18 protein-coding genes and 2 pseudogenes are annotated in these 19,598 nt (G+C 72.2%); 13 read left to right on the top strand and 7 right to left on the bottom strand.

All coding sequences use genetic code 11. The features are described 5' to 3' along the window. Positions 1–723 precede the first annotated feature (723 nt). Positions 724–2,127: a zinc-binding alcohol dehydrogenase family protein gene (locus IEZ06_RS28520; RefSeq protein WP_373293954.1), complete on the bottom strand. Its 1,404-nt coding sequence runs from the start codon at positions 2,125–2,127 to the stop codon at positions 724–726. 360 nt (positions 2,128–2,487) lie between these two features. Between IEZ06_RS28520 and abc-f the strand changes: the two genes are divergently transcribed. Then, on the top strand, positions 2,488–4,149 hold the full coding sequence (abc-f, locus tag IEZ06_RS28525) for a ribosomal protection-like ABC-F family protein (protein WP_189239772.1): 1,662 nt from the start codon (positions 2,488–2,490) through the stop codon (positions 4,147–4,149). 163 nt (positions 4,150–4,312) lie between these two features. Next, on the top strand, positions 4,313–4,990 hold the full coding sequence (locus IEZ06_RS28530) for a class I SAM-dependent methyltransferase (RefSeq protein ID WP_189239773.1): 678 nt from the start codon (positions 4,313–4,315) through the stop codon (positions 4,988–4,990). Between the two features lie 193 nt (positions 4,991–5,183). Here the strand turns inward: IEZ06_RS28530 and IEZ06_RS28535 are convergent, their stop codons facing one another. Then, the gene (locus IEZ06_RS28535) at positions 5,184–6,203 is read right to left on the bottom strand and encodes an RNA polymerase sigma-70 factor (protein WP_189239774.1); all 1,020 of its coding nucleotides are present in this window, start codon (positions 6,201–6,203) and stop codon (positions 5,184–5,186) included. Positions 6,204–6,351: 148 nt separating this feature from the next. Then, the gene (locus tag IEZ06_RS28540; protein WP_189239775.1) at positions 6,352–6,825 is read right to left on the bottom strand and encodes a carboxymuconolactone decarboxylase family protein; all 474 of its coding nucleotides are present in this window, start codon (positions 6,823–6,825) and stop codon (positions 6,352–6,354) included. A 319-nt stretch (positions 6,826–7,144) separates the two neighbouring features. Here IEZ06_RS28540 and IEZ06_RS36750 point away from each other — a divergent pair. Both IEZ06_RS36750 and IEZ06_RS36755 read left to right on the top strand, forming a co-directional pair. Further along, positions 7,145–7,721, top strand: a pseudogene (locus IEZ06_RS36750) (GAF domain-containing protein); the annotation flags it as partial. Between the two features lie 59 nt (positions 7,722–7,780). Then, a pseudogene (locus IEZ06_RS36755) lies at positions 7,781–8,404 on the top strand (sensor histidine kinase); the annotation flags it as partial. Between the two features lie 72 nt (positions 8,405–8,476). Here the strand turns inward: IEZ06_RS36755 and IEZ06_RS28550 are convergent. Beyond that, a complete protein-coding gene (locus IEZ06_RS28550) occupies positions 8,477–8,842 on the bottom strand; it encodes a DUF5997 family protein (protein WP_189239777.1) in 366 nt (121 codons plus the stop codon). A 54-nt stretch (positions 8,843–8,896) separates the two neighbouring features. Here IEZ06_RS28550 and IEZ06_RS28555 point away from each other — a divergent pair, with 54 nt between their 5' ends. From IEZ06_RS28555 to IEZ06_RS28565, 3 genes are all read left to right on the top strand, one after another. After that, positions 8,897–9,610 (top strand): LysR family transcriptional regulator substrate-binding protein, encoded by a 714-nt coding sequence (locus IEZ06_RS28555; protein ID WP_229798822.1) that lies wholly within the window; start codon positions 8,897–8,899, stop codon positions 9,608–9,610. A gap of 280 nt (positions 9,611–9,890) precedes the next feature. Continuing rightward, positions 9,891–10,214, top strand: coding sequence for a hypothetical protein (locus IEZ06_RS28560; protein WP_189239778.1), 324 nt, complete (start codon positions 9,891–9,893; stop codon positions 10,212–10,214). A 23-nt stretch (positions 10,215–10,237) separates the two neighbouring features. Further along, a complete protein-coding gene (locus IEZ06_RS28565) occupies positions 10,238–11,458 on the top strand; it encodes a cupin domain-containing protein (protein WP_189239779.1) in 1,221 nt (406 codons plus the stop codon). 143 nt (positions 11,459–11,601) lie between these two features. On the opposite strand, the gene IEZ06_RS28570 is transcribed toward IEZ06_RS28565, so the two are convergent. Then, positions 11,602–12,153 (bottom strand): DUF488 domain-containing protein, encoded by a 552-nt coding sequence (locus IEZ06_RS28570; RefSeq protein ID WP_189239780.1) that lies wholly within the window; start codon positions 12,151–12,153, stop codon positions 11,602–11,604. Positions 12,154–12,641: 488 nt separating this feature from the next. Here IEZ06_RS28570 and IEZ06_RS28575 point away from each other — a divergent pair, with 488 nt between their 5' ends. Beyond that, positions 12,642–13,181: a class I SAM-dependent methyltransferase gene (locus IEZ06_RS28575; protein ID WP_189239781.1), complete on the top strand. Its 540-nt coding sequence runs from the start codon at positions 12,642–12,644 to the stop codon at positions 13,179–13,181. Between the two features lie 362 nt (positions 13,182–13,543). Here the strand turns inward: IEZ06_RS28575 and IEZ06_RS28580 are convergent, their stop codons facing one another. Next, complete coding sequence (locus tag IEZ06_RS28580) at positions 13,544–14,155, bottom strand: TetR/AcrR family transcriptional regulator (protein ID WP_189239782.1); 612 nt, start codon at positions 14,153–14,155, stop codon at positions 13,544–13,546. Between the two features lie 101 nt (positions 14,156–14,256). Here IEZ06_RS28580 and IEZ06_RS28585 point away from each other — a divergent pair, with 101 nt between their 5' ends. From IEZ06_RS28585 to IEZ06_RS28595, 3 genes are all read left to right on the top strand, one after another. Continuing rightward, the gene (locus IEZ06_RS28585; RefSeq protein WP_373293955.1) at positions 14,257–14,859 is read left to right on the top strand and encodes a flavodoxin family protein; all 603 of its coding nucleotides are present in this window, start codon (positions 14,257–14,259) and stop codon (positions 14,857–14,859) included. Beyond that, positions 14,859–15,947, top strand: a complete 1,089-nt coding sequence (locus IEZ06_RS28590; RefSeq protein ID WP_189239784.1) for an NAD(P)H-dependent flavin oxidoreductase — start codon at positions 14,859–14,861, stop codon at positions 15,945–15,947. Before IEZ06_RS28585 ends, IEZ06_RS28590 begins: the two co-directional genes overlap by 1 nt. 363 nt (positions 15,948–16,310) lie before the next feature. Then, positions 16,311–17,255, top strand: coding sequence for an acyltransferase domain-containing protein (locus IEZ06_RS28595; RefSeq protein ID WP_189239785.1), 945 nt, complete (start codon positions 16,311–16,313; stop codon positions 17,253–17,255). Positions 17,256–17,511: 256 nt separating this feature from the next. Here IEZ06_RS28595 and IEZ06_RS28600 read toward each other — a convergent pair whose 3' ends face one another. Next, the gene (locus IEZ06_RS28600; RefSeq protein ID WP_189239786.1) at positions 17,512–18,015 is read right to left on the bottom strand and encodes a winged helix-turn-helix transcriptional regulator; all 504 of its coding nucleotides are present in this window, start codon (positions 18,013–18,015) and stop codon (positions 17,512–17,514) included. A 76-nt stretch (positions 18,016–18,091) separates the two neighbouring features. Between IEZ06_RS28600 and IEZ06_RS28605 the strand changes: the two genes are divergently transcribed. Both IEZ06_RS28605 and IEZ06_RS28610 read left to right on the top strand, forming a co-directional pair. Next, complete coding sequence (locus IEZ06_RS28605) at positions 18,092–18,688, top strand: dihydrofolate reductase family protein (protein WP_189239787.1); 597 nt, start codon at positions 18,092–18,094, stop codon at positions 18,686–18,688. After that, complete coding sequence (locus IEZ06_RS28610; protein ID WP_189239788.1) at positions 18,682–19,518, top strand: MBL fold metallo-hydrolase; 837 nt, start codon at positions 18,682–18,684, stop codon at positions 19,516–19,518. Before IEZ06_RS28605 ends, IEZ06_RS28610 begins: the two co-directional genes overlap by 7 nt. Positions 19,519–19,598: the final 80 nt, after the last annotated feature.

Genomic DNA, 19,598 nt, shown 5'->3' on the forward strand with positions numbered 1-19,598 from the left:
TGACCAGCACCTACACCCTCACCCGTGGCCCAGAACCCTGATTAGCTGCGGAACCCAGGACCTGCGGCGTGCCCCTTTGACGCTTATCTTGTCCACCCCTCCAGAAAGCCCAGAGTTCCCGCGAACCCAAGGGCCGACGCTGGACCGCTGGGGTGGCCTGGGAGGTTATGCACCCTTGGGTTCGCCGGAGCCCAAGGCCGTCTACGGTCAGCCGGTCCCGGAGCGACACCGGGCGATGACCGGGAACCCGACGACGGCGGTCGGCCCGGCCTGGCGAGCGGCCGAGGTGCCTAGGCTGGTGTACGGAGCTGCCCCCACGTGAGCAGGTGTTCTCTGTCAGCGCGGCACTCAGCGTCGGGCCGAGCCCCCTCGACCGGGGCCGGCACGCAACTCCTCGACTTCACCGCCGCTACAAAAACCTCAGCGACAAGAGAGGAGCATCACTGATTCCGAGACGTCCTCAATCGCCAGAGCGACGTGCTCTACACGGAGAATGCCCTGGTCCTGGGACTGGATGGCCGGGAGAGCAACTCGAGAACTCAGAGGTTATTCCTTAGGATAGGGCCCGGATGAGCGATGCCGCCGCGCGGCGGCGCGCCATATCCACTGGGAAACGCTTTCCCTGCCCTGCCGCTCCTCACCTGCGATTCCCTCTGCGGAGGGGTGTCCTTCTCGCCCGATTTGCGACGATGTACTCGTTTCGGGACCGTCCGCGACGGAGCTTCAGCCGCCGACGCGCAGGACGGCGGCACCGGTGACGCGGTCGGCGGCCAGGTCGGCCAGGGCCCGGTCGGCCCCCTCCAACCCGTAGGCGACGGTGGTGACGCTCAGAGGGTGCCGGGCGGCGTGCTCCAGCAGGGCGCGGCCGTCGGCGCGGGTGTTGGCCGTGACGCTGCGCAGGGTGCGCTCGCGGAACAGATGCTCAGCGTAGTTCAGGACCGGGACGTCGGTGAGGTGGATCCCGGCCACCGCCAGCGTGCCACCGGCGTCCAACGCCGACAGCGCCACCGGCACCAGATCGCCGACCGGTGCGAACAGGATCGCGGCGTCCAACGGCTCGGGCGGGGCGCCGTAGGCGTCACCCGCCGAGGCGGCCCCCAACTGCAGGGCGAGCCGCCGGGCGGACTCGGCGCGGGTCAGCACGTGCACCGTGGCGCCCTGGGCGAGCGCGACCTGGGCGGTCAGGTGGGCCGAGGCGCCGAACCCGTAGATGCCCAGCCGCCCGCCGGGCGGCAGCTCGGCGCGCAGCAGCGCCCGGTAGCCGATGATGCCCGCGCACAAAAGCGGCGCCAGTTCCTCGGCGGGCCGATCGGCGGGCAGTTCGTAGACGAAGTCCTGCGGCGCGGTCAGGTACTCGGCGTAGCCGCCGTCGGCGTCCCAGCCGGTGTAGCGCGAGTCCGGGCAGAGGTTCTCGGCGCCGCGCAGGCAGTAGCGGCACGCGCCGCAGGCGGAGCGCAGCCACGCCACCCCCACCCGGGCGCCGGTGGCGAACCGGTCGGCTCCCGGACCGCGGGCGGCCACGCGCCCCACCACCTCATGCCCGGGAACCGTACCCGGGCGGCGGGGAGCCAGGTCTCCCTCGGCCAGGTGCAGGTCGGTACGGCACACCGCGCACACCTCGACCTCGACCAGCACCTCGCCCGGAGCCGGCTGCGGGACCGGCAACCGCACCCGCTCCAGCGGGCCCGCTGCCATGGGGCCGGGCCGGCGCACCGCCCAGGCCGTCATCGTCTCCGCCATGCCTCCATGCTCACATGCGCCATCCTGCGGCAGCGGGACGGAGGAGGCCGTGTCGCCGGCTCGGCGCCCGCTCGTTCCGGGTCGACACGCCCTGCGCGCGGTGCAGGCCGTCGTCGCCGGCCTCGTCGGCGAAGGGGTGTCTGCGGGTGCGGCGCGACGGCCGTCGCGCCTGCTACGCCTGGACCGCCAGCGGCGGTACCGCCGGAACGGCACGCCACCGTGGACGAAGAGGTTGACCGCGGCGGTGCGGGCCTGCTCGAAGGCGGCGCCGTCGGCCAGCTCCCCCTGAAACAGCAGCCAGGTGCCGGCCACCAGCAGGGCGGACACCAGCAGGATCCGGGCGACGAGCGCGCCGGTCACCATCGGCCCGGCCGGCGGTCGGATCACGCAGCCGCGCCGGCCTCTCCGTCAGCCCGGCTCCGCCGCCCGGTGACGGGGAGCCGGGAAGGTCCGGCCCCGGGAATCCTCGGTGCCGTCGGGCCGCGCAACGAATCAGACGAGACGGACCGTCTTGACGGGATGAGGGCAAGCCGTTATCGTCTCCGTCGAGACGGAACGGTTCGTCTCGATAGGGGCGATTAATCGGAGCACTGCATGTGCGCACCCCGGACATGCCGTATCCCCGGATCCCCCGGAGACCACCGACTGGCCGGCCCCGGAACCGGCCTCTCCGTCACCGGAACCACCGGACCGCCGACTCCGCCCACGACCGTCCGACCGCCGTCCCGACATCAGGAGGTCGCTCATATGCGCACCGCTCATCCCTCGTCCGACACCCGGCTCGTCCTATCCGGCGTCACCAAGCGGTATGACGACACGATCGTCCTGAACGAGGTCTCCCTCACGGTCAAGCCCGGTGAGAAGGTCGGGGTGATCGGCGACAACGGCTCCGGGAAGTCCACTCTGCTGCGCCTGATCGCCGGACGGAGCCGCCCAGACAACGGCTCCGTCACCGTCGCGGCGCCCGGTGGCGTCGGTTATCTGGCCCAGACCTCGGATCTGCCCGCAACCGCCCTCGTCGGCGACGCCGTCGATCTCGCGCTGGCGGACCTGCGTGATCTGGAGCGCCGGATACGCCGGGCCGAGCTCGACCTGGGCGATGCCGCACCTGCCGGACTGGCCGTCTACGGTGACCTGGTCGCCCTGTTCGAGGCTCGCGAGGGATACCAGGCCGACACCCGGGTCGAGATCATGCTGGACGCGCTCGGCCTGCCCGGACTGGACCGCGACCGCCCGCTGGGCACCCTGTCGGGCGGGCAGAGGTCCCGGCTCGCGCTGGCCGCGACCCTGGCCGCGGCTCCCGAGGTGCTGCTCCTCGACGAACCCACCAACGACCTCGACGACCAGGCCGTCGCCTGGCTGGAGGACCACCTGCGGAACCACCGGGGTACCTTGATCATGGTCACCCACGACCGGCTTCTCCTGGACCGGATCACCTCCACCATCGTGGAGGTGGACCACGATCTGCGCACCGTGCACCGCTACGGCAACGGCTACACCGGATTCCTGGCGGCCAAGGCGGCGGCCAGAGCACGCTGGGCGCGAGAGCACCAGGAGTGGCGCGCCGAGGTGACCCGCCAGGAAGGACTGGCCGACTCCCATGCGAAGCGGCTGGCCGCCATCCCGCGCAAGGCGCCGGCCGCCTTCAGCGGGGCGGGTGCGTTCCGCGCCAGATCACGGGCGCACGGCGCGATGAGCAGGATACGCGGCGCCCGTGAACGGCTGCGACGGCTCCGGCTGAACCCTGTTCCGCCGCCGCCGCTTCCCCTGCGGTTCACCCCCCACGCCAGAGCGCACGCCACCGCCGCCGACATCACCGGCCCCCTCGTGGAGCTGACCGATGTGCGGGTCGGCGAGCGCCTGCACGTCGAATCGCTGCGCATCGAACCGGGAGCGCGGCTGCTGGTCACCGGACCCAACGGGGCGGGCAAGACCACGCTCCTGCGCGTCCTGGCCGGCGAGCTCGCCCCCGACGCCGGCACGGTCCGCCGGGTGCCCCGCGTGGGGCATCTGCGCCAGCACGACGGCACGGTGTACGGCGAAGGCACGGTCCTGGAGGCGTTCGCGGCGGGTCGGCCGGGAGATCCGGCCGAGCACGCCGACGCGCTGCTCGCGCTGGGGCTGTTCCGCGCCACCCGGCTCGCCTCGCCGGTCCGCTCCCTCTCCCCAGGCCTGCTCCGCAGGCTCGAACTCGCCCGCATCATCAGCGAACCGACCGATCTGCTGCTGCTGGACGAACCCACCAACCACCTGTCCCCGGACCTGATGGACGACCTGGAGGACGCTCTGACCGCTTACCCGGGTTCGCTCGTCATCGTCACCCACGACCGGCGCATGCGGGACGCCTTCACCGGCTCCCGTCTGGAGCTCGACTCGGGCAGGGCGGTGCCGCCGCACGTGACCGTGTGACCGCGACGAGCCCACTCGCCGTCCGGAAGGCCGTCGATGCGGAGCACGGTCCCGTCCCGGCCACCGGACCGCACGGGCCGCCGCGCGCCTTCCGGACGCCCGTCCGCGTTCCGTCCGCGTTCCGTCCGCGCTCCGGCCGCCCGCGGCGTCCAGACTAGGAGGCATGGAGATCTACCACGGCACGGGACCGGGACCGATCACCCCTGACGGTTGCGCGGTCGACTACTACGCCACCCTCGCCGCGGGCGGCGAGCCCGGACTCATCCATGCCGCCGTCCCGCCCGGGGCGGCCATCCTCGAACTCGGCGCCGGGGCCGGACGCATCACCCGTCCCCTGCTGGAGCTCGGGCACGAGGTCGTCGCCGTCGACGAGTCTCCCGAGATGCTCGCCCACATCACCGGAGCCGAGACCGTCTGCTCACCCATCCAGTCCCTGGCCCTGTCCCGGACCTTCGATCTGGTGCTGCTGATGTCGTTCGTCGTCGAGACCGCCGACGACGACCTGCGCGCGGCGTTCCTGGACACCTGCCGCCGCCACGTCGCCGACGACGGCTGCGTGATCCTGCAGCGCAAGCCCCCCGAGTGGTACGACACCGTCCGGCCGTCCGAACGCCGGACCGGCGACGGCGGCACCGTCCGCATGAAGGACATCAGCCGCCCCGGCCCCGGCCTGCTGAAGGCCACCATGGAGTACGTCGTCGGCGAACGGCGCTGGACCCACACCTTCGTCAGCCGCCGCCTCGACGACGACCGTCTCGGCCGTGAGCTCGGCCGGGCCGGTCTGACGCTCTCCGGGTTCCTCGACGGCGACCGCGAGTGGGTGCGCGCGGTACCCCGCTGACCCGCGGCCTTCCCGCACGATCCGGAACGGCCGCGCCGGTTCCCCCGCTCGCCGGCCGTCGGAGCACGGGCGAGGGACCGGCTCGGGCGGGGCCGCATGCCGTTCCTGCCGCTCGGCGGTCGGCGCGCCGCGAAGATCAAGAGGTCCGCAGGCGGACGGCCGCCTGCCGGAGCCGACGGCGGGGGAGCGGTGTTCACCCGCGCGGAAGATCGTGGGGGAGGGCGGGAAGCCGCGGGTCCGCTGCCGGAGGAGGGGTGGGCTCCGCGGAGGGGATCCGGGGTGCGGCCGGCTGTCGCGCGGGCCGGCGTGCCTGCCGTACTTCGCGGCCGACCGCCCAGGCGTCCGCCACCGGGCCCAGATGCCCGAGCTTGTCGGGGTTGATCACCGAACGGATCGTCTGGATCCGCCCGTCGAGGACATCGAGCGCCAGGATGTAGAGCACCTTGCCGTCCCGGTCACGGAAGACCGCGCCCGGCCGACCGTTGACCTCGTGCGGCTCGAACGTCACGCCGACCCGGGCCATCAGGGGGAGGAAGGAGGCGAGCAGCCGGGCCACGTTCCCGGCACCGCTGACGGCTCTGGCCAGCTGCGGGGCCTTGCCGCCGCCGTCGCCGACCATCGTCACGTCGGCGGCGAGCAGCTCCCGCAGGCCGCTGATGTCACCTTCGCGCAGGGCGTCGAAGAACCGCGACGCCAGTTCCTCCCGCTCTTCGCGGACCGCTTCGAAGCGTGGCCGCCCGGCCTCCATGTGCCGCCGCGCCCGCACCAGCAGTTGCCGGCACGCCGCCTCCGAGCGGCCCACCGCCGCGGCGACCTCGCCGAACCCGAAGCCGAACACCTCCCGCAGCACGAACACCGCCCGCTCCAGCGGGCTGAGCCGTTCCAGCAGCAGCAGCGCCGCCATCGACACCGAGTCGGCCAGCTCCACCGACCGCGCCGGATCCTGGTACGGATCACTCAGCAGCGGCTCGGGAAGCCACGGGCCCACGTACTCCTCCCGCCGCACCCGCGCAGAACGCAGCACGTCGAGCGAGATCCGCGTCACCGCGGCCGACAGGAAAGCCTTGGCCGACACAGGTCGGGTCGCCGAGCCGTCAAAGCGCAGCCATGTCTCCTGCACCGCGTCCTCGGCCTCGGCCACACTGCCCAGAATCCGGTAGGCGATCGAGAACAGCAGCGGCCGCAGATCCTCGAACTCCTCGACCTTGTTCACACCGGCCATCCCCTCTGACGCCTTCCATCCTGCCGTGCGCGCCGCCGCGGACGTCTTCTGACGATCATTCGGGCCACCGGATGGACGGAGTGACGCCCTCCGCGTCCCGGGGCCCGCAGCCGGACCCCGGGACGGCCGCTCATGCCGTTCAGCGGAACCGCCCGGGCTCGTAGTCGCCGGCCGGCTGCCGGGTGATGATGTTCAGCCGGTTCGCCGTGTTCATGAAGGAGACCAGGACCACCAGGGCGGTGAGCTGCTCCTCGTCGTAGTGCTCGGCGGCGCGCGCCCACACCTCGTCGCTGACCCCACCGGCCGCGTCCGCGACCCGGGTCCCCTCCTCCGCCAGTGCCAGCGCGGCGCGCTCGGCCTCGGTGAAGACCGTGGCCTCCCGCCAGGCCGCCACCAGGTTGAGTCGCACCGGGGTCTCACCTGCCGAGGCGGCCTCCTTGGCGTGCATGTCGATGCAGACGGCGCAGCCGTTGATCTGGCTGACGCGGAGCGCCACCAGCTCCTGCGTCGCGACCGGCAGCGGTGATTCCTTGAGCGCCTTGCCCGCCGACATGAAGTGCTTGAGGATCTTGCCGGCGGTCGGGGAGGCGAAGTAGTCCAGCCGTGCATCCATGGTGTGCTCCTCTGTGGTCGTCAGTGGCTACACCCCCTAAGACGACGTGACCCGGCCCCCTGTGACATGAGCGAACGAGCGCTGACGGCGGTAGGGCGGAGATGACCGGCTGCGGAGCTCACCGCCGCTCCGGACGGTCCGGCACACGGGCGGGCGCAGAATCCACGGGGAAGGCCCGCCTGGCGAGGGCATGCGGAAGCGCGGCCGGCGGATGCTCTTGTTTCCACGAGACGGGGGAACACCAACACTCAGGTAGGCAGGCAGGTCACCGCTGACCAGGGCAAGGAGCACGGGCGTGGATGAGCCGTTGATCCCTCCGATGCGGCTGGACGACCTGCTGGCCGAGCTGCAGGACCGGCTGAAGGCGGTGCTGGCCGCCCGCGACCGGGTCCACGCCCTGTTGGAGGCCGTGATCGCGATCGGCAGTGACCTGGACCTGGAGACCGTGCTGCGGCGGATCACCGAGACGGCCACCACGCTGGTGGAGGCCCGCTACGGGGCGCTGGGCGTGATCGGCCCGGGCGGCACGCTGGAACGGTTCATCCCGGTGGGCATGAGCGCCGAGGAGATAGCCCAGGTGGATCACTGGCCGCACGGTGAGGGGCTGCTCGGGCTGCTGATCAGGAAGCCTCAGCGGTTGCGGCTGGCCGACCTCGCCGAGCACGCCGACTCCTACGGCTTCCCCGAGGGGCACCCGCCGATGCGCAGCTTCCTGGGCATGCCCATCCGGGTGCGCGGCGAGGTGTTCGGCAACCTGTACCTGACCGAGAAAGCCGGAGGCGAGGCGTTCACCGACGAGGACGAGGCCGTGGTGGTCGCACTGGCCACCGCCGCAGGCGTGGCCGTCGAGAACGCCCGGCTGTACGAGCAGACCCGGCGGCGCGAGGCCGAGCTGCAGATGTTCGCCGGCGTCGTCGCCCACGACCTGAAGGCCCCGCTGACGGCGGTGCGCGGCTTCACCGAACTGGCCCACGACGCCCTGGCCGGCCAGCCGGGCCGAGAGCAACCCGCCGACCTGCTGAAACGGGCGCTGACCGCCTCCGCCCGGATGGGCCACCTGATCGACGACCTGCTCACCTACGCCACCGCCCGCGACGCCACCCTCGTCCCGGTCCAGATCGACCTGACCACGCTGGCCGACCAGATCGTCGAGGAACACCGCAGCGCGACCCGCTCCACCGCCTCCGCGCCCGAGCCGCAGGTGTACATCGGCCCGCTGCCGACCGTCGAGGCCGACCTGTCCATGATCCGCCAGCTGCTGACCAACCTGATCGGCAACGCGATCAAATACACCCCGCCCGGGCACGCCGCCCACGTCGACATCACCGGAGCGCGGACCGGCGACGGCCGGGTGTGCGTCGAGATCGCCGATCGCGGCATCGGCATCCCTCCGGGTGAACATCAGGCGATCTTCGCCGGATTCCACCGGGCCGCCGCCGGTTACACCGGTACCGGGCTCGGCCTGGCCATCTGCCAGCGGATCGTCGAGCGCCACGGCGGCACCGTCACCGCCGCCGACAACCCCGGCGGCGGCGCCCGTTTCGCTTTCACCCTCCCGACCGCCGACGGCTCACCGTGACACCGGCGGACCGGCTGCCGCCGGCCCACCGGACCGGGGCGGACCGCCGGCCCCATCGGCCGGATAGGCCGGCTAGCGCTCCTTGCGGCGCTGCGCCTCCTTGCGCACCTCGGCCTGGACCGACCGCTCGTGCTTCAGCCACTCGGGGTCCTCCGCCTTGATGGCGTCGATCTCGGCGCTGGTGAGCGGCCCGGTGATGCCGCCCCTCGCCAGGCCGGAGTTGGAGACGCCCAGCTTCACGGCGACGACCTGCCTGGGGTGCGGTCCGTTGCGCCGCAGCTCGGTCAGCCAGGCCGGCGGAGTGGCCTGCAGCGCGTTCAGCTCATCCCTGGAGACGACTCCCTCCTGGAACTCGGCGGGAGTGGCCGAGAGGAGCACACCCAGCTTCTTGGCCGCGGTCGCGGGCTTCATCGTCTGAGTGGTCTTGAGCTTGGTCATGGTGCCAAGGGTATGGCGCGAAGCCGCTTCCCCTGACATCGGTACCCTGAGGAGGTGACTGACAGAGAGTTCCGGCTGGCTTACGTACCCGGGGTGACGCCCGCCAAATGGGCCGGCGTCTGGGCCGAGCGTGTACCCGACGTGCCGCTCACCCTGGTCCCCGTCGCCGCCGCCGGGGCGGTGCGGCTCCTGCACGACGGCGGCGCCGACGCCGGGTTCGTGCGGCTGCCCGTGGACCGCGAAGGGCTCAGCGTGATTCCTCTCTATGTCGAGACCACCGTGGTCGTGGTGCCGAAGGATCACCTGGTGGCCGCCGCCGACGAGGTGGCCGTCGCCGATCTCGCCGACGACGAGGTGCTCCATCCGATGGACGACACCCTCCAGTGGACGGCCCTGCCGGGGCTGCCGGCCTTCACGCGCCCGGACACGACGGCGGAGGCGATCGAGCTGGTGGCGGCGGGGGCCGGGCTGCTGCTGGTCCCGCAGTCGCTGGCGCGCCTGCACCACCGCAAGGACCTGACCTCCCGGCCGGTCGCGGAGACTCCGCAGTCGCAGATCGCGCTGGCCTGGCCCACGGAGGCGACGACCGAACTGGTGGAGGACTTCATCGGTATCGTCCGCGGGCGTACGGTGAACAGCTCGCGGGGCCGTACCCCCGCCCCTGCCCCGCAGAAGGCGCGGAAGCAGCAGAGGAGTCCCGCCCCGGGCGGCTCGGGTCGCCGGGGCACGCAGACCGGCCGGGGAGGGAAGGGCCACCGGCCCCGCTGAACCGTCGTTCCCGGCGGCGGACCGGCGCGCCGACGCCCCCGACCGCCGCCGGACGCGCGTGCCCGCTCACCCGCCACCTCGGCCGCCGCCGGGACGGAAGGACCTGGCTCGGCATCCGCCTGGTGCCCGGGCACCCCGGCGAGCCGAGAGCCGGCGGCAAGGTCCGGCCGGACCGGCCGGTCAGGCGCTTCGATGGGGCATCGACGCGGCGCCGAACCTCGGTTACGGTGCTCGGTAGGACACCGACGGTAACCGGCCGGGTCCGCCCAGGAGGATGAACATGTCCGAACCGGAGCAGCGGTCTCTCACCAAAGCAGAGATCCAGGACTACTTCAGGGACAACGGCGACTTCTTCTTCGGCGCATTGCGCCAGGCCCAGGAACTGGTGGACGGCAACCGCGAGGCCGAGGCGTCCGCGCACGTCCCCGTCCCGGTGGACACGCTGCGGTCGATGCACCAGGCGATGACGGCCATGTACAAGATCATGGGTGATCAGGAGATGCTGCCGCCGTTCGGCAACCACGGCAACCGCGGGCCCGGCTCCGACTGGAACCCGCTCACCCCGCACGGTGTCGACATCGGCGACCTCAACCCGTTCGGCTGACCGGGCGGGCAGGTGCCACGACGATGAGCATCCTGGAGAAACTGCTGTATCCACACGACCTGGAGACGTTCTTCTCGCGTGTCTGGGAGCAGGACCACCTGCACGTCCGCCGCGCCGACAACCCCGCCCTGCAGGAACTGCTGCCCACGCTGGTGTCGGTCGAGGACCTCGACGAGCTGCTGACCGTCGCCTACGCCACCGGCTCCCACCGCTCCGACGCCCTGTGCCTGACCCGGGACGGGCACGTCCTGGCACCCGGCGACTACCTGCGTCCGGGCGGCGGGCAGCCGCTCGTGCAGATCGACGTGGAACGCGTGCTGACGCTGTACCGCCACGGTGCGTCGATCACGTTGAACCGGGTCCACGAAGCGTTGCCCGCGGTGGGCGGCCTGTGCGATGAGCTGTCGGCGTTCTTCGGGGTGCGCGTGCACGCCAACGCCTATCTCACCCCGGCCGACGCGCAGGGTTTCCCGACGCATTTCGACACCCACGACGTGGTCCTCCTGCAACTCGCCGGCGCCAAGAACTGGCGCGTCCAGCCGCCGCCGGTGCAGCTGCCGACCCCCGCGATGCACGACGGGAGCGCGGCCCCGACCGGCCCGGTCACCGAGGTCCTGCTGCGGTCGGGGGAGTTGCTGTACATCCCCCGCGGCTTCGTCCACCAGGGGATCGCGACCGATGCCGCATCGGTGCACCTGACCCTCGGCATCACCCCCTACCCCTGGTCCTGGCTGCTGCACCGCGTGCTGGACGAGCTCGAGCGGACCGACGCCGATTTCCGGCGATCGGTGGCCCCGCGACTGGGGCGCGCCGCTCTCGACGAGGACCGGCTCGCCGGCACCCTGGCGATGCTGGCGGCGCGGCTGGTCGACACCGAACGCGTCCGGCGTGCCCTCGACCACCAGGTCGCCGCGATCGACCGGCCGCGCGGCGCACCGCTGCGCGGGCTGCTGACGCGGCTCACGCACGGCGAGCAGGTCACGCTGACGACCATGGTCCGGACCAAACGGCCGGACCGGGTCGGCATGAGCCGGTCGGGTGACCGCCTCCTGCTGTCCTTCGGGCGTACGGCGCTCGCCCTGCCCGCGTTCACCGAAGCGCCGCTGCGCATCCTGTGCGGCGGCGCGGCCGTCTGCGCCGCGCAGCTTCCCGCAGGCCTCGATGACGACGGGAAACTGGTCCTCATCGAACGCCTGATCCGGGAAGGGCTGCTGGAGTTCGCCGACCCGCTCGCCCCGGGCTGACCGATCCCCGGCGGTGTGCCGCGGGGTGCCCGCAGGCCGGCCCCGGCCTGAACGCGCACCGCGAGCCGCCGGGCCCGGACCGGCGGGGCATGGGCACGCACGGAACGACCGGTTGATCATGCCCTGAGGCTTCACAGCGGCGGTCACCGCCGCCGGTCGTACACGAGGCCGGAGGCGGTGAGGCGTGCCCCGGCCGACGGCGGGTGCGGGGTCCGCCGCCCGTCATGGCCGAGGTGCTCGACGGGCAGGCCGTGGACCAGCACGGCCACGTCACTGATGAGACGCCGATGGCAGCGCCACCACAACGTCTCACTGCACATCACCACCGTCACCCCCGGCCTGGCGGCTCTCACCTCGTCCAGCAGGGCCGTCATCGCCTCACCGAACTCCTGGGACCGGCAGTGGGCCGCGTAGGCGCGGAAGGCCTCGACCCGCCACCAGGAGTCGGGCGAGGCCTCCGTCGGCACCACACGGCGCCGGCCGCCGAGTCGCGGCTCCCACCGGTACGCGATGCCGTCGGCCGGCAGCCACCGGGCCAGGGCGTCCCGGGTGACATGCGGATGGCGGCGGCTGCCGGGAAAACGTCTGACATCGATGAGCAGGCGGGCTCCCGCGCCGTGGAGCGCCTCCAGGATCCGCGACCGGTCCGCCGTCCCGTGTCCGAAGGTCAGGAGGGGCGGGTCTGCCGATGTCATGCCGTCAGAGTGCCACGAGAGCGCCGCGCGTCTCCGGCCGGGATCGTGGCGTCCTTCTGCGCGGGTGCCTGACCGGCGCACCCTCGCTGCTGGATCTGGGCACGGGAGGCGGGGAGTTCCTCTCCGGCCTGGCGCCGCTGCCGCCTCGCACCGCCGCCACTGAGGGCTATCCGCTCGTCTCGTGGCAGGTGCCGGACTTCGACGTGGACCGCTACGCCCCCCGCCTGCATGTCCTCCACGAGGACATGGCGCACGGCCGTCCGCTGACGGCCTACGCCCATCGCTTCGCCCTGCTGGCCGCTCCGCGGGGCTCCGGCCGTCGAAGGTCACCGCATCGTTCACCCTTGACCGCTGACGGGGTGCTCCGGTCGAACCCGTAGGGTCCGGCTGAGCCGTGGTGTCGTACGGGCTGTGCCGCCCGGGGCGTGGCCAAGCCGCTCAAGCGGCACGACTGATCATCGAGTCGCGATTTCAGCGATCATGTGTCCATGACCGGACAATCGATACCCGAGCGGATCTCCTGGGCCGTGGGGACACTGGATCTCACGCCGTCCGATCGGGTCCTGGAGATCGGATGCGGCCGCGGCCTGGCGGCCGCCCTCGTCCTCGACCGCCTCACGGAGGGATCGCTCACCGCGATCGACCGGTCGGACACCGCCGTCGCGGCGGCCGCGCAGCGCAACAGCGGGCACGTGGCGGCCGGCAGGGCGGACTTCCTGGCGGCCGCGCTGGAGGAGACCGCGTTCCCGGACGGCTCCTTCGACCGGATCTTCTCCATCAACGTCAACCTGTTCTGGACCCGGGACCCTGTACGGGAACTGGGCGCCCTGCGCCGCTGGCTCGCTCCCGGTGGGAGCCTCCACCTGTGCTGGGAGCCGCCGGACGAGGGACGGGTGAAGGAGATCGTCGCTGCGGTGGCACCGGCCATGGAGGCGTGCGGCCTTGCGGCCACCGCGCTGACCGGCCGGACCTCCCGCTCGACCGGCCTGGTGTGTCTGGTGGGCAGAGCTCACCACGATCCTTCGTAATCCCAGCGGTCCGTATCATCGGGCCCCACCCGTTGACACCGTCCGGGTGGGTTTCACCGTCTACAGGATCAGCTGGAGTCTCGCGGTATGCCGATGCCGCGGCCTCCACCCGGGAGAGGGGCGCGAGCGGCATGGCCCGCCGTACCGGCTGAAACGAAGACTGCGCGGTGTCCGGCCGCCCTCAGGGTCGCGGTTGGGCGGGGAGCGGGACCGGCCGACGCCACGTCCTGTTCCGGCACGGCATCGGGACCGCCTCCTCGGCGACAGGCGACAGTGAAGTACTTGTCACCGTGCCAAGGTCAAGTGGGGAAGGCCGCCCTGGAGCGCCGTGAGCGCGAGGGGCGGGAGCCGGTGCGGCCGGTCTACGCGGTGGGGGAGAGGTCGTCGGCCACGCCCAGCAGAAGCCTGGCCTGCTCCCAGAGATCGTTCAGGATCTCCGGATCGTTGCTCAGCTTGGCGAACAGGACCAGCCCTTCCAACTGGGCCACCAGTGAGCGGGCCGTGCTCGGCCGCGGCGGCGGGATGGCCCCCTCGTGCGCCGCGTCGTCGAGGGCGGCTCGGACCAGGTCGACCTGTTCGGCGAAGATCTCCTCCAGGCGTTCCTGGACCGGGCTGTCCTGCTGGCTCAGCTCGAGCGCCAGATTGGCCAGCAGGCAGCCGTGCACCGCCCCTGCGGTCAGCTTGGTCCGGCGCTGTCCCTCCACCTGCTCGCGGAAGAGCCGCTCCAGCCGGTCGAGCGCGGGAACCGGCTCGCGCAGGACGGCGGTCCAGGCCGACCGTTGCGCCTGCCAGTGGGCATCGACGACCGCGATGGTCAGCGCCTGCTTGGACTCGAAGAAGTGGTAGAAGCTGCCCTTGCGCACATCGGCGCGCGCGCAGATCTCCGCGACTCCGATGCTGCCGTATCCCCTGCTCAGCATGAGCTCGCAGGCGGCGTCGAGAAGCCGTTCGCGGGCGGTGCTCGATCGTCCCATGACCGGAAGTATACGGTCGGTCAACTATAACTGGACATAGTTGACCGGTCGTCTATAAGCTCCTTCTGCACCTGCGAACCAGAAAGGGCATCATGCCTGACTTGATCACTGTCGCCGTCGCCTACCACAGCGGCTACGGCCACACCGCGCGCCAGGCGCGGGCCGCCGCGGACGGCGCGCACTCCGTGTCCGGCGTGCGGGCGGAGCTGCACGACGTCACCTCCCTGACCGACGGGCTGTGGGAAGGACTGAGCGGGGCCGAGGCCATCATCTTCGGCTCTCCGACCTACATGGGCAGCCAGTCGGCCGCCTTCCAGGCCTTCGCCGAGGCCAGCGCCAAGATCTGGGCGGACATGGGCTGGCGTGACAAGATCGCCGCTGGTTTCACCAACTCGGCCGGGGTGAACGGCGACAAGCTCAACACGCTCACCTCCATGGCGCTCCTCGCCGCCCAGCACGGCATGACCTGGGTGACCCTGGGCCTGCCGCCGGGCTGGCTGTACAGCGCCGACGGCCGCGACGACGACCTCAACCGGCTCGGCGGCTTCCTGGGCGCGATGGCGCAGTCGCCTTCCGACGCGGGCCCTGAGGCCGCCCCCTCCCTCGCCGACCTGCGCACGGCAGAGCACCTGGGCCGCCGGGTCGCCCAGACCGCGCTCCGGCTCGCCTCCGGCCGCCGCGCCCTGGACGGGACGGCCGCCTGATGCGCACGCACACTCCCGCATGGTCCAGCGGCAGGCTGGAGCGGCTGCTCGGCCTGGACCACCCGATCGTGCAGGGCCCCTTCGGCGGCGGCCTGTCGTCCGTCGCGCTGACGGCGGCGGTGTCCGAGGCGGGCGGCCTGGGGTCCTACGGCGGGCACATCCTCACTCCCGACGAGCTCACCGGCCTGGTGACCGCGCTCAAGGCGGCCACCGGCCGAGCCTTCGCGGTCAATCTCTGGGTTCCCCACCCCGGCGAGGCGCAACTGCGGGCGACACCGGCCGACGTCGACCGGCTCCGGCCCTACTTCGAAGAACTCGGCCTGCCGGCGCCCGAGGCCGGCCACCCGGCCGGGCAGGACTTCGACGACCAGGCGGACGCGCTGCTCGCGGCCGGTCCCCCGGTGCTCAGCTTCGCCATGGGCGTCCCACCCGCACGGGTCCTGGCCGAAGCCCGGCGCAAGGGCATCCCGACGATCGGCACCGCGACGACCGTGGACGAGGCGATCGCCCTGGAACAGGCGGGACTGGACGCGATCGTCGCCTCCGGCAGCGACGCGGGAGGGCACCGGGGCGCCTTCCTGCGGCCCGTGGGCGAATCACTGGTCGGCACGTTCTCCCTCGTCCCGCAGATCGCCGACGCCGTCTCGGTCCCGGTCATCGCCGCGGGCGGGATCGCCGACGGGCGCGGCGTCGCCGCGGCGATCACCCTCGGCGCGCACGGCGTGCAGATCGGCACCGGTTTCCTGGCCACCCAGGAGTCGGGGGCGAGCACGTTGCACAAGGCCGCCCTGCACACCCCCGCGGCCCGGGTCACCGTGCTCACCAGATTGTTCTCCGGACGCCTGGCCAGAGCGATCCCCAACCGGTTCGTCCGGGAGATGGCGGCCTTCGAGGCGGAGGTGCCGCCCTACCCGGTGCAGAACACGCTGATGCTGGGCCTGCGCCGGGAGGCGGGCCGCCGCGGCCTGGCCGATCTGGTGAACCTGTGGGCGGGCCAGGCGGCACCGCTGACCAGAGCGGGCGGAGCCCGCGACTACATCGGGCGGCTGCTCGCCGAGACGGAGAGAATCATGGGCAACGGCCGGTGAAACGTCCCCTGGTCGGAGTCCGGAGCGGAAGCGCAGCCTGCCCGAGATCCATCCCGCACTGCGGGCCGTCGCGGCCGCGTCGGCGGCGGGAACGCTCGTCGTCTGGTGGCCCGCGTCCACGTTGGGCGCGTACGGTGCCATCTTCTTCGACACCCTGATGGCGCTCTGGGCGGTGGGCACGGCGGCGCCGCCTTCCCCGGCTGTCCGGCTGCCGCTGGACGCGCTGCGGAAGCGCTCGGACATCGCCGCGATGATCACCGAGGCCACCGGTGGACGAGGCTCCACCACGGACATGGAACGCGTGCTGTTCGCACTGAACCGGCGGCTGGAGGGCCGGCCCCACCGGTCGGTAAGATCGTCTGCGTGGATCTGGACGAGACCGCCGCCCGGCTCGGGGTGCCCGTCGAGGACGTCGACCGGGTGCACCGGCTCGCCGGTGACCGCCCGTCGGCTCCGCTACCGGCCAAAGCCGACGCGCCCGCGATCCTCGACCGGCTCGCGGTGCGGCCGGACGATGCCGCCGAGATCATGGCGGGCTGGCCCGACCCCGGCTCCGCGCTGTGGACTCCGGAGCTGCGCTGGCTGCTCGACCGTTCGATCGCCCTGGTCCGCGCGGATCTCGGGGGCCACGGCTGGTTGCCGCCCGGTCCGGAGCTGCCGCGTGAACGGGGTCCCGCCTGGCGGCATCTCTACGTGTACGCGTACCTGGCCCTGGTCGACGTCGTCAGGGGGTATCACCGCGACCACGGCATCGCCGATGCCGTGTCATGGGCGGCCCTGGCGGACGTGGGCCGCAACCTCGCGATCGACCGGAGGATGCACGGCGAGGGCTGGCCGGTCATGCAGAGCTGGCTGACGTTGCACGCGCGCGGCGCCGTCTACGAGCTGGGCCGGCTGCAGTACCAGCGCGGCGATACCGCCATCGGCCTGCACATCCCGGAGTCGGGGCCGATGACGCCGGAGGCGGTCGCGGTGTCGCTCGACGAGGCCCGCGCGTTCTTCCCCCGCCACTTTCCCGGCGAGCGCTACACGGCGTTCTCCTGCGGCTCGTGGCTCCTCGACCCGCAGTTGCGGGAGTACCTGCCCGAGGACTCCAACATCGTCCGGTTCCAGCGGAGGTTCGAGCTGGAGCCCTACGAGGAGCCGGAGGGTCTGGACGCCGACGTCGAGGTGCTGCGGTTCGTGTTCCGCACCCTGACCACGCCCCTCGAGCGGTTGCCGCGTCGCACCGTGCTCCAGCGCGCGATCATCGACCACCTGAGGGCCGGCCGCAACTGGCGGTGGCGCCGCGGCCGCTTCCCGATCTAGCCACATCCCGGGTGCAGAAGGCGCGACGCGTCGGGAAGGGTCTGGCGTATTTCCGGAACCATGTCGCCCGGTGGGGTGCGGAGATCTTGTCGCCCCCATTCGAGAGGCTCGTCTGCCGGCGCATTCGCCGGTCCTGCCGTATCCCGCACCGCGGGCGCGCAGCCGACCGCGCTCGCCGATCAGAGGGCCGGACCGAGGACGGTCCAGGAGGCCCGGCGGCTGTTCGACCACGACGGTCAGGGCCGGGACCGTCCCGTCACCGTTGATCGGCGTGTTCCCGCCCGGTGGCCGCGGCGTAGGCGGCGTCGAGGCGCTCGAACGCGCCCGGGCCGTCGTGCGGCTTCGGCGGGGCACCGAGGTGACGGACACGGAGCTCGTCCATGAGCTCCTCGATGAACGCCGGGCCCTCGTCGCGCATGAGCTGCTGCCGGATGCGGAGCTCGTCGCCGCCCGGGCGCCAGTCGAGGCCCCAGTTGCCGAGGGCGTGGATGACCGGAAGAGTCTGGATGCCGGCTTCGGTGAGGCTGAAGCGTGCGCGCTGCCCCCGCGCGGCGGTGCCGCGGGTGAGGATGCCCGCATCGATGAGCCGCTTGAGGCGGTCGGCGAGGATGTTCGAGGCGATGCCCTCGATCGACCCGGTGAGCAGCGCCCGGAAGTGGCGGCGGTCGCCGAAGATGACGTCGCGCAGCACGAGCAGCGACCAGCGGTCTCCGAGCACCTCGACGGCGGTGTTGATCGGACATCCGGACCGTGGTTCCACTGTTCCTCCTTGACAGGTGTTCCGTACCCGACAATAGTGATTGCAGAATGCAATCACTATACGGGAAAGAGGGCTGATGGGCCGCTTCGTCTACTCGATGCAGGTCTCCCTCGACCTGCGGATCGAGCAGGTTCCAGGGGACAACGGCGCCGGTGAGTGGCTGCGCATCGACGAGGAACTGCACCGCGAGGCCAACGCGCAGACGCGGGCGCTCGCGCTCATGGTCCACGGCCGGGTCTTCTACGAGGTCATGGAGGAGTACTGGCCGCGGGCGCGCGAGGACGCCTCACTGCCGGACCACATGCGTGAGTACGGCGAGATCTGGACCGCCAAGCCCAAGGTGCTCGTCTCCCGCACCCGCCGCAGCGCCGATCACAACACCCGGATCATCGGCGGGGACGACGCGATCGAGCAGCTCGCCGTCCTACGGGCCGGAACCGACGGCAGGATCAGCGTGGGCGGGGCGGCGCTCGCCACCCAGCTGCTCCGGGCGGGACTGCTCGACGAGGTGCTGCTCTTCACCCACCCCGCGATCCTCGGCTTCGGCAGGCCGCTGTTCGACGACCACGACCTGCCGGTCGATCTCGACCTGCTGGAGCAGCGATCGTTCGGGCAGGGCGTCACGATGCACCGCTACGCCATCCTGGATGCGAAGGAGGCGGGCTCGTGCTGAGGCCGGTCGCCGAGGGCGTGCTGGTCCACGAGAGCCGGTTCGTGCAGAGCAACGCCGTTGTGGTGCAGGGCCGGGCCGGCGTGCTGCTCATCGACCCCGGAGTGACCGGCTCCGAGATCGACTGCCTCGCGAACGACCTGTCCGAGTCGGGTCAGCCCGTTGTGGCGGGGTTCTCCACGCACCCGGATTGGGATCACCTGCTCTGGCACGACCGGCTCGGCGCGGCGCCCCGTTACGGCACGGCACGCTGCGCGGCCACCGTCCGGGAACAGCTGTCGGACGCGGACGCGAAGGCCCGCGTCGCCGACCACCTGCTCGAGACGGAGATCGCCGGGCAGGTACCGCTGGACCTGCTCGGCCTCATCACCGGCCTGCCCGCCGGAACCACGCAGGTCCCCTGGGACGGTCCCGGGGTCCGGATCATCGAACACCGAGCGCACGCCCCGGGCCACGCGGCGCTGCTGATCGAGGAACGCGGGGTCCTCGTCGCCGGCGACATGCTTTCCGATGTCCTGGTCCCGATGCTCGACTGGGACGGCCCCGCGGATCCGATCGAGGACTACCTCGCCGCGCTGCGGCTGCTCGAGGGCGTGGCGGGCGGCGTCGACGCCGTCGTCCCGGGCCACGGGTCCGTCGGCGGATCCGGCCAGGTGCAGGCGCGGATCGACCAGGACCGGGCGTACGTACTCGCGTTGCGCGACGGCCGGGTCCCCGCCGACCCACGGATCGGCCCGTCGGCCGAGCCCGGCTGGGAGTGGGTGAGCGACGTGCACGAAGGGCAGCTCCGACGCCTCGCGCAGAGAAGCGAGCGGGACGGGGCGCCCCGCTAGGGACCGGTGTGTGGCACAGCCGGCGCGCGCGGGTCGCCGGCCGGGATCCGCGGCCGGGCCGCGGTCCTGCGGCTCAGCCG

Source organism: Planomonospora antibiotica (assembly GCF_014647955.1).
Taxonomy (GTDB): Bacteria; Actinomycetota; Actinomycetes; order Streptosporangiales; family Streptosporangiaceae; genus Planomonospora; species Planomonospora parontospora.

Bases quoted from the DNA above. Each gene is read 5' to 3' on its own strand.
- IEZ06_RS28580 (WP_189239782.1), bottom strand. From the start codon at position 14,155: ATGGGACGATCGAGCACCGCCCGCGAACGGCTTCTCGACGCCGCCTGC.
- IEZ06_RS28550 (WP_189239777.1), bottom strand. From the start codon at position 8,842: ATGACCAAGCTCAAGACCACTCAGACGATGAAGCCCGCGACCGCGGCC.
- IEZ06_RS28560 (WP_189239778.1), top strand. From the start codon at position 9,891: ATGTCCGAACCGGAGCAGCGGTCTCTCACCAAAGCAGAGATCCAGGAC.
- IEZ06_RS28565 (WP_189239779.1), top strand. From the start codon at position 10,238: ATGAGCATCCTGGAGAAACTGCTGTATCCACACGACCTGGAGACGTTC.
- IEZ06_RS28575 (WP_189239781.1), top strand. From the start codon at position 12,642: ATGACCGGACAATCGATACCCGAGCGGATCTCCTGGGCCGTGGGGACA.
- IEZ06_RS28605 (WP_189239787.1), top strand. From the start codon at position 18,092: ATGGGCCGCTTCGTCTACTCGATGCAGGTCTCCCTCGACCTGCGGATC.
- IEZ06_RS28540 (WP_189239775.1), bottom strand. From the start codon at position 6,825: ATGGATGCACGGCTGGACTACTTCGCCTCCCCGACCGCCGGCAAGATC.
- IEZ06_RS28570 (WP_189239780.1), bottom strand. From the start codon at position 12,153: ATGACATCGGCAGACCCGCCCCTCCTGACCTTCGGACACGGGACGGCG.
- IEZ06_RS28530 (WP_189239773.1), top strand. From the start codon at position 4,313: ATGGAGATCTACCACGGCACGGGACCGGGACCGATCACCCCTGACGGT.
- abc-f (WP_189239772.1), top strand. From the start codon at position 2,488: ATGCGCACCGCTCATCCCTCGTCCGACACCCGGCTCGTCCTATCCGGC.
- IEZ06_RS28590 (WP_189239784.1), top strand. From the start codon at position 14,859: ATGCGCACGCACACTCCCGCATGGTCCAGCGGCAGGCTGGAGCGGCTG.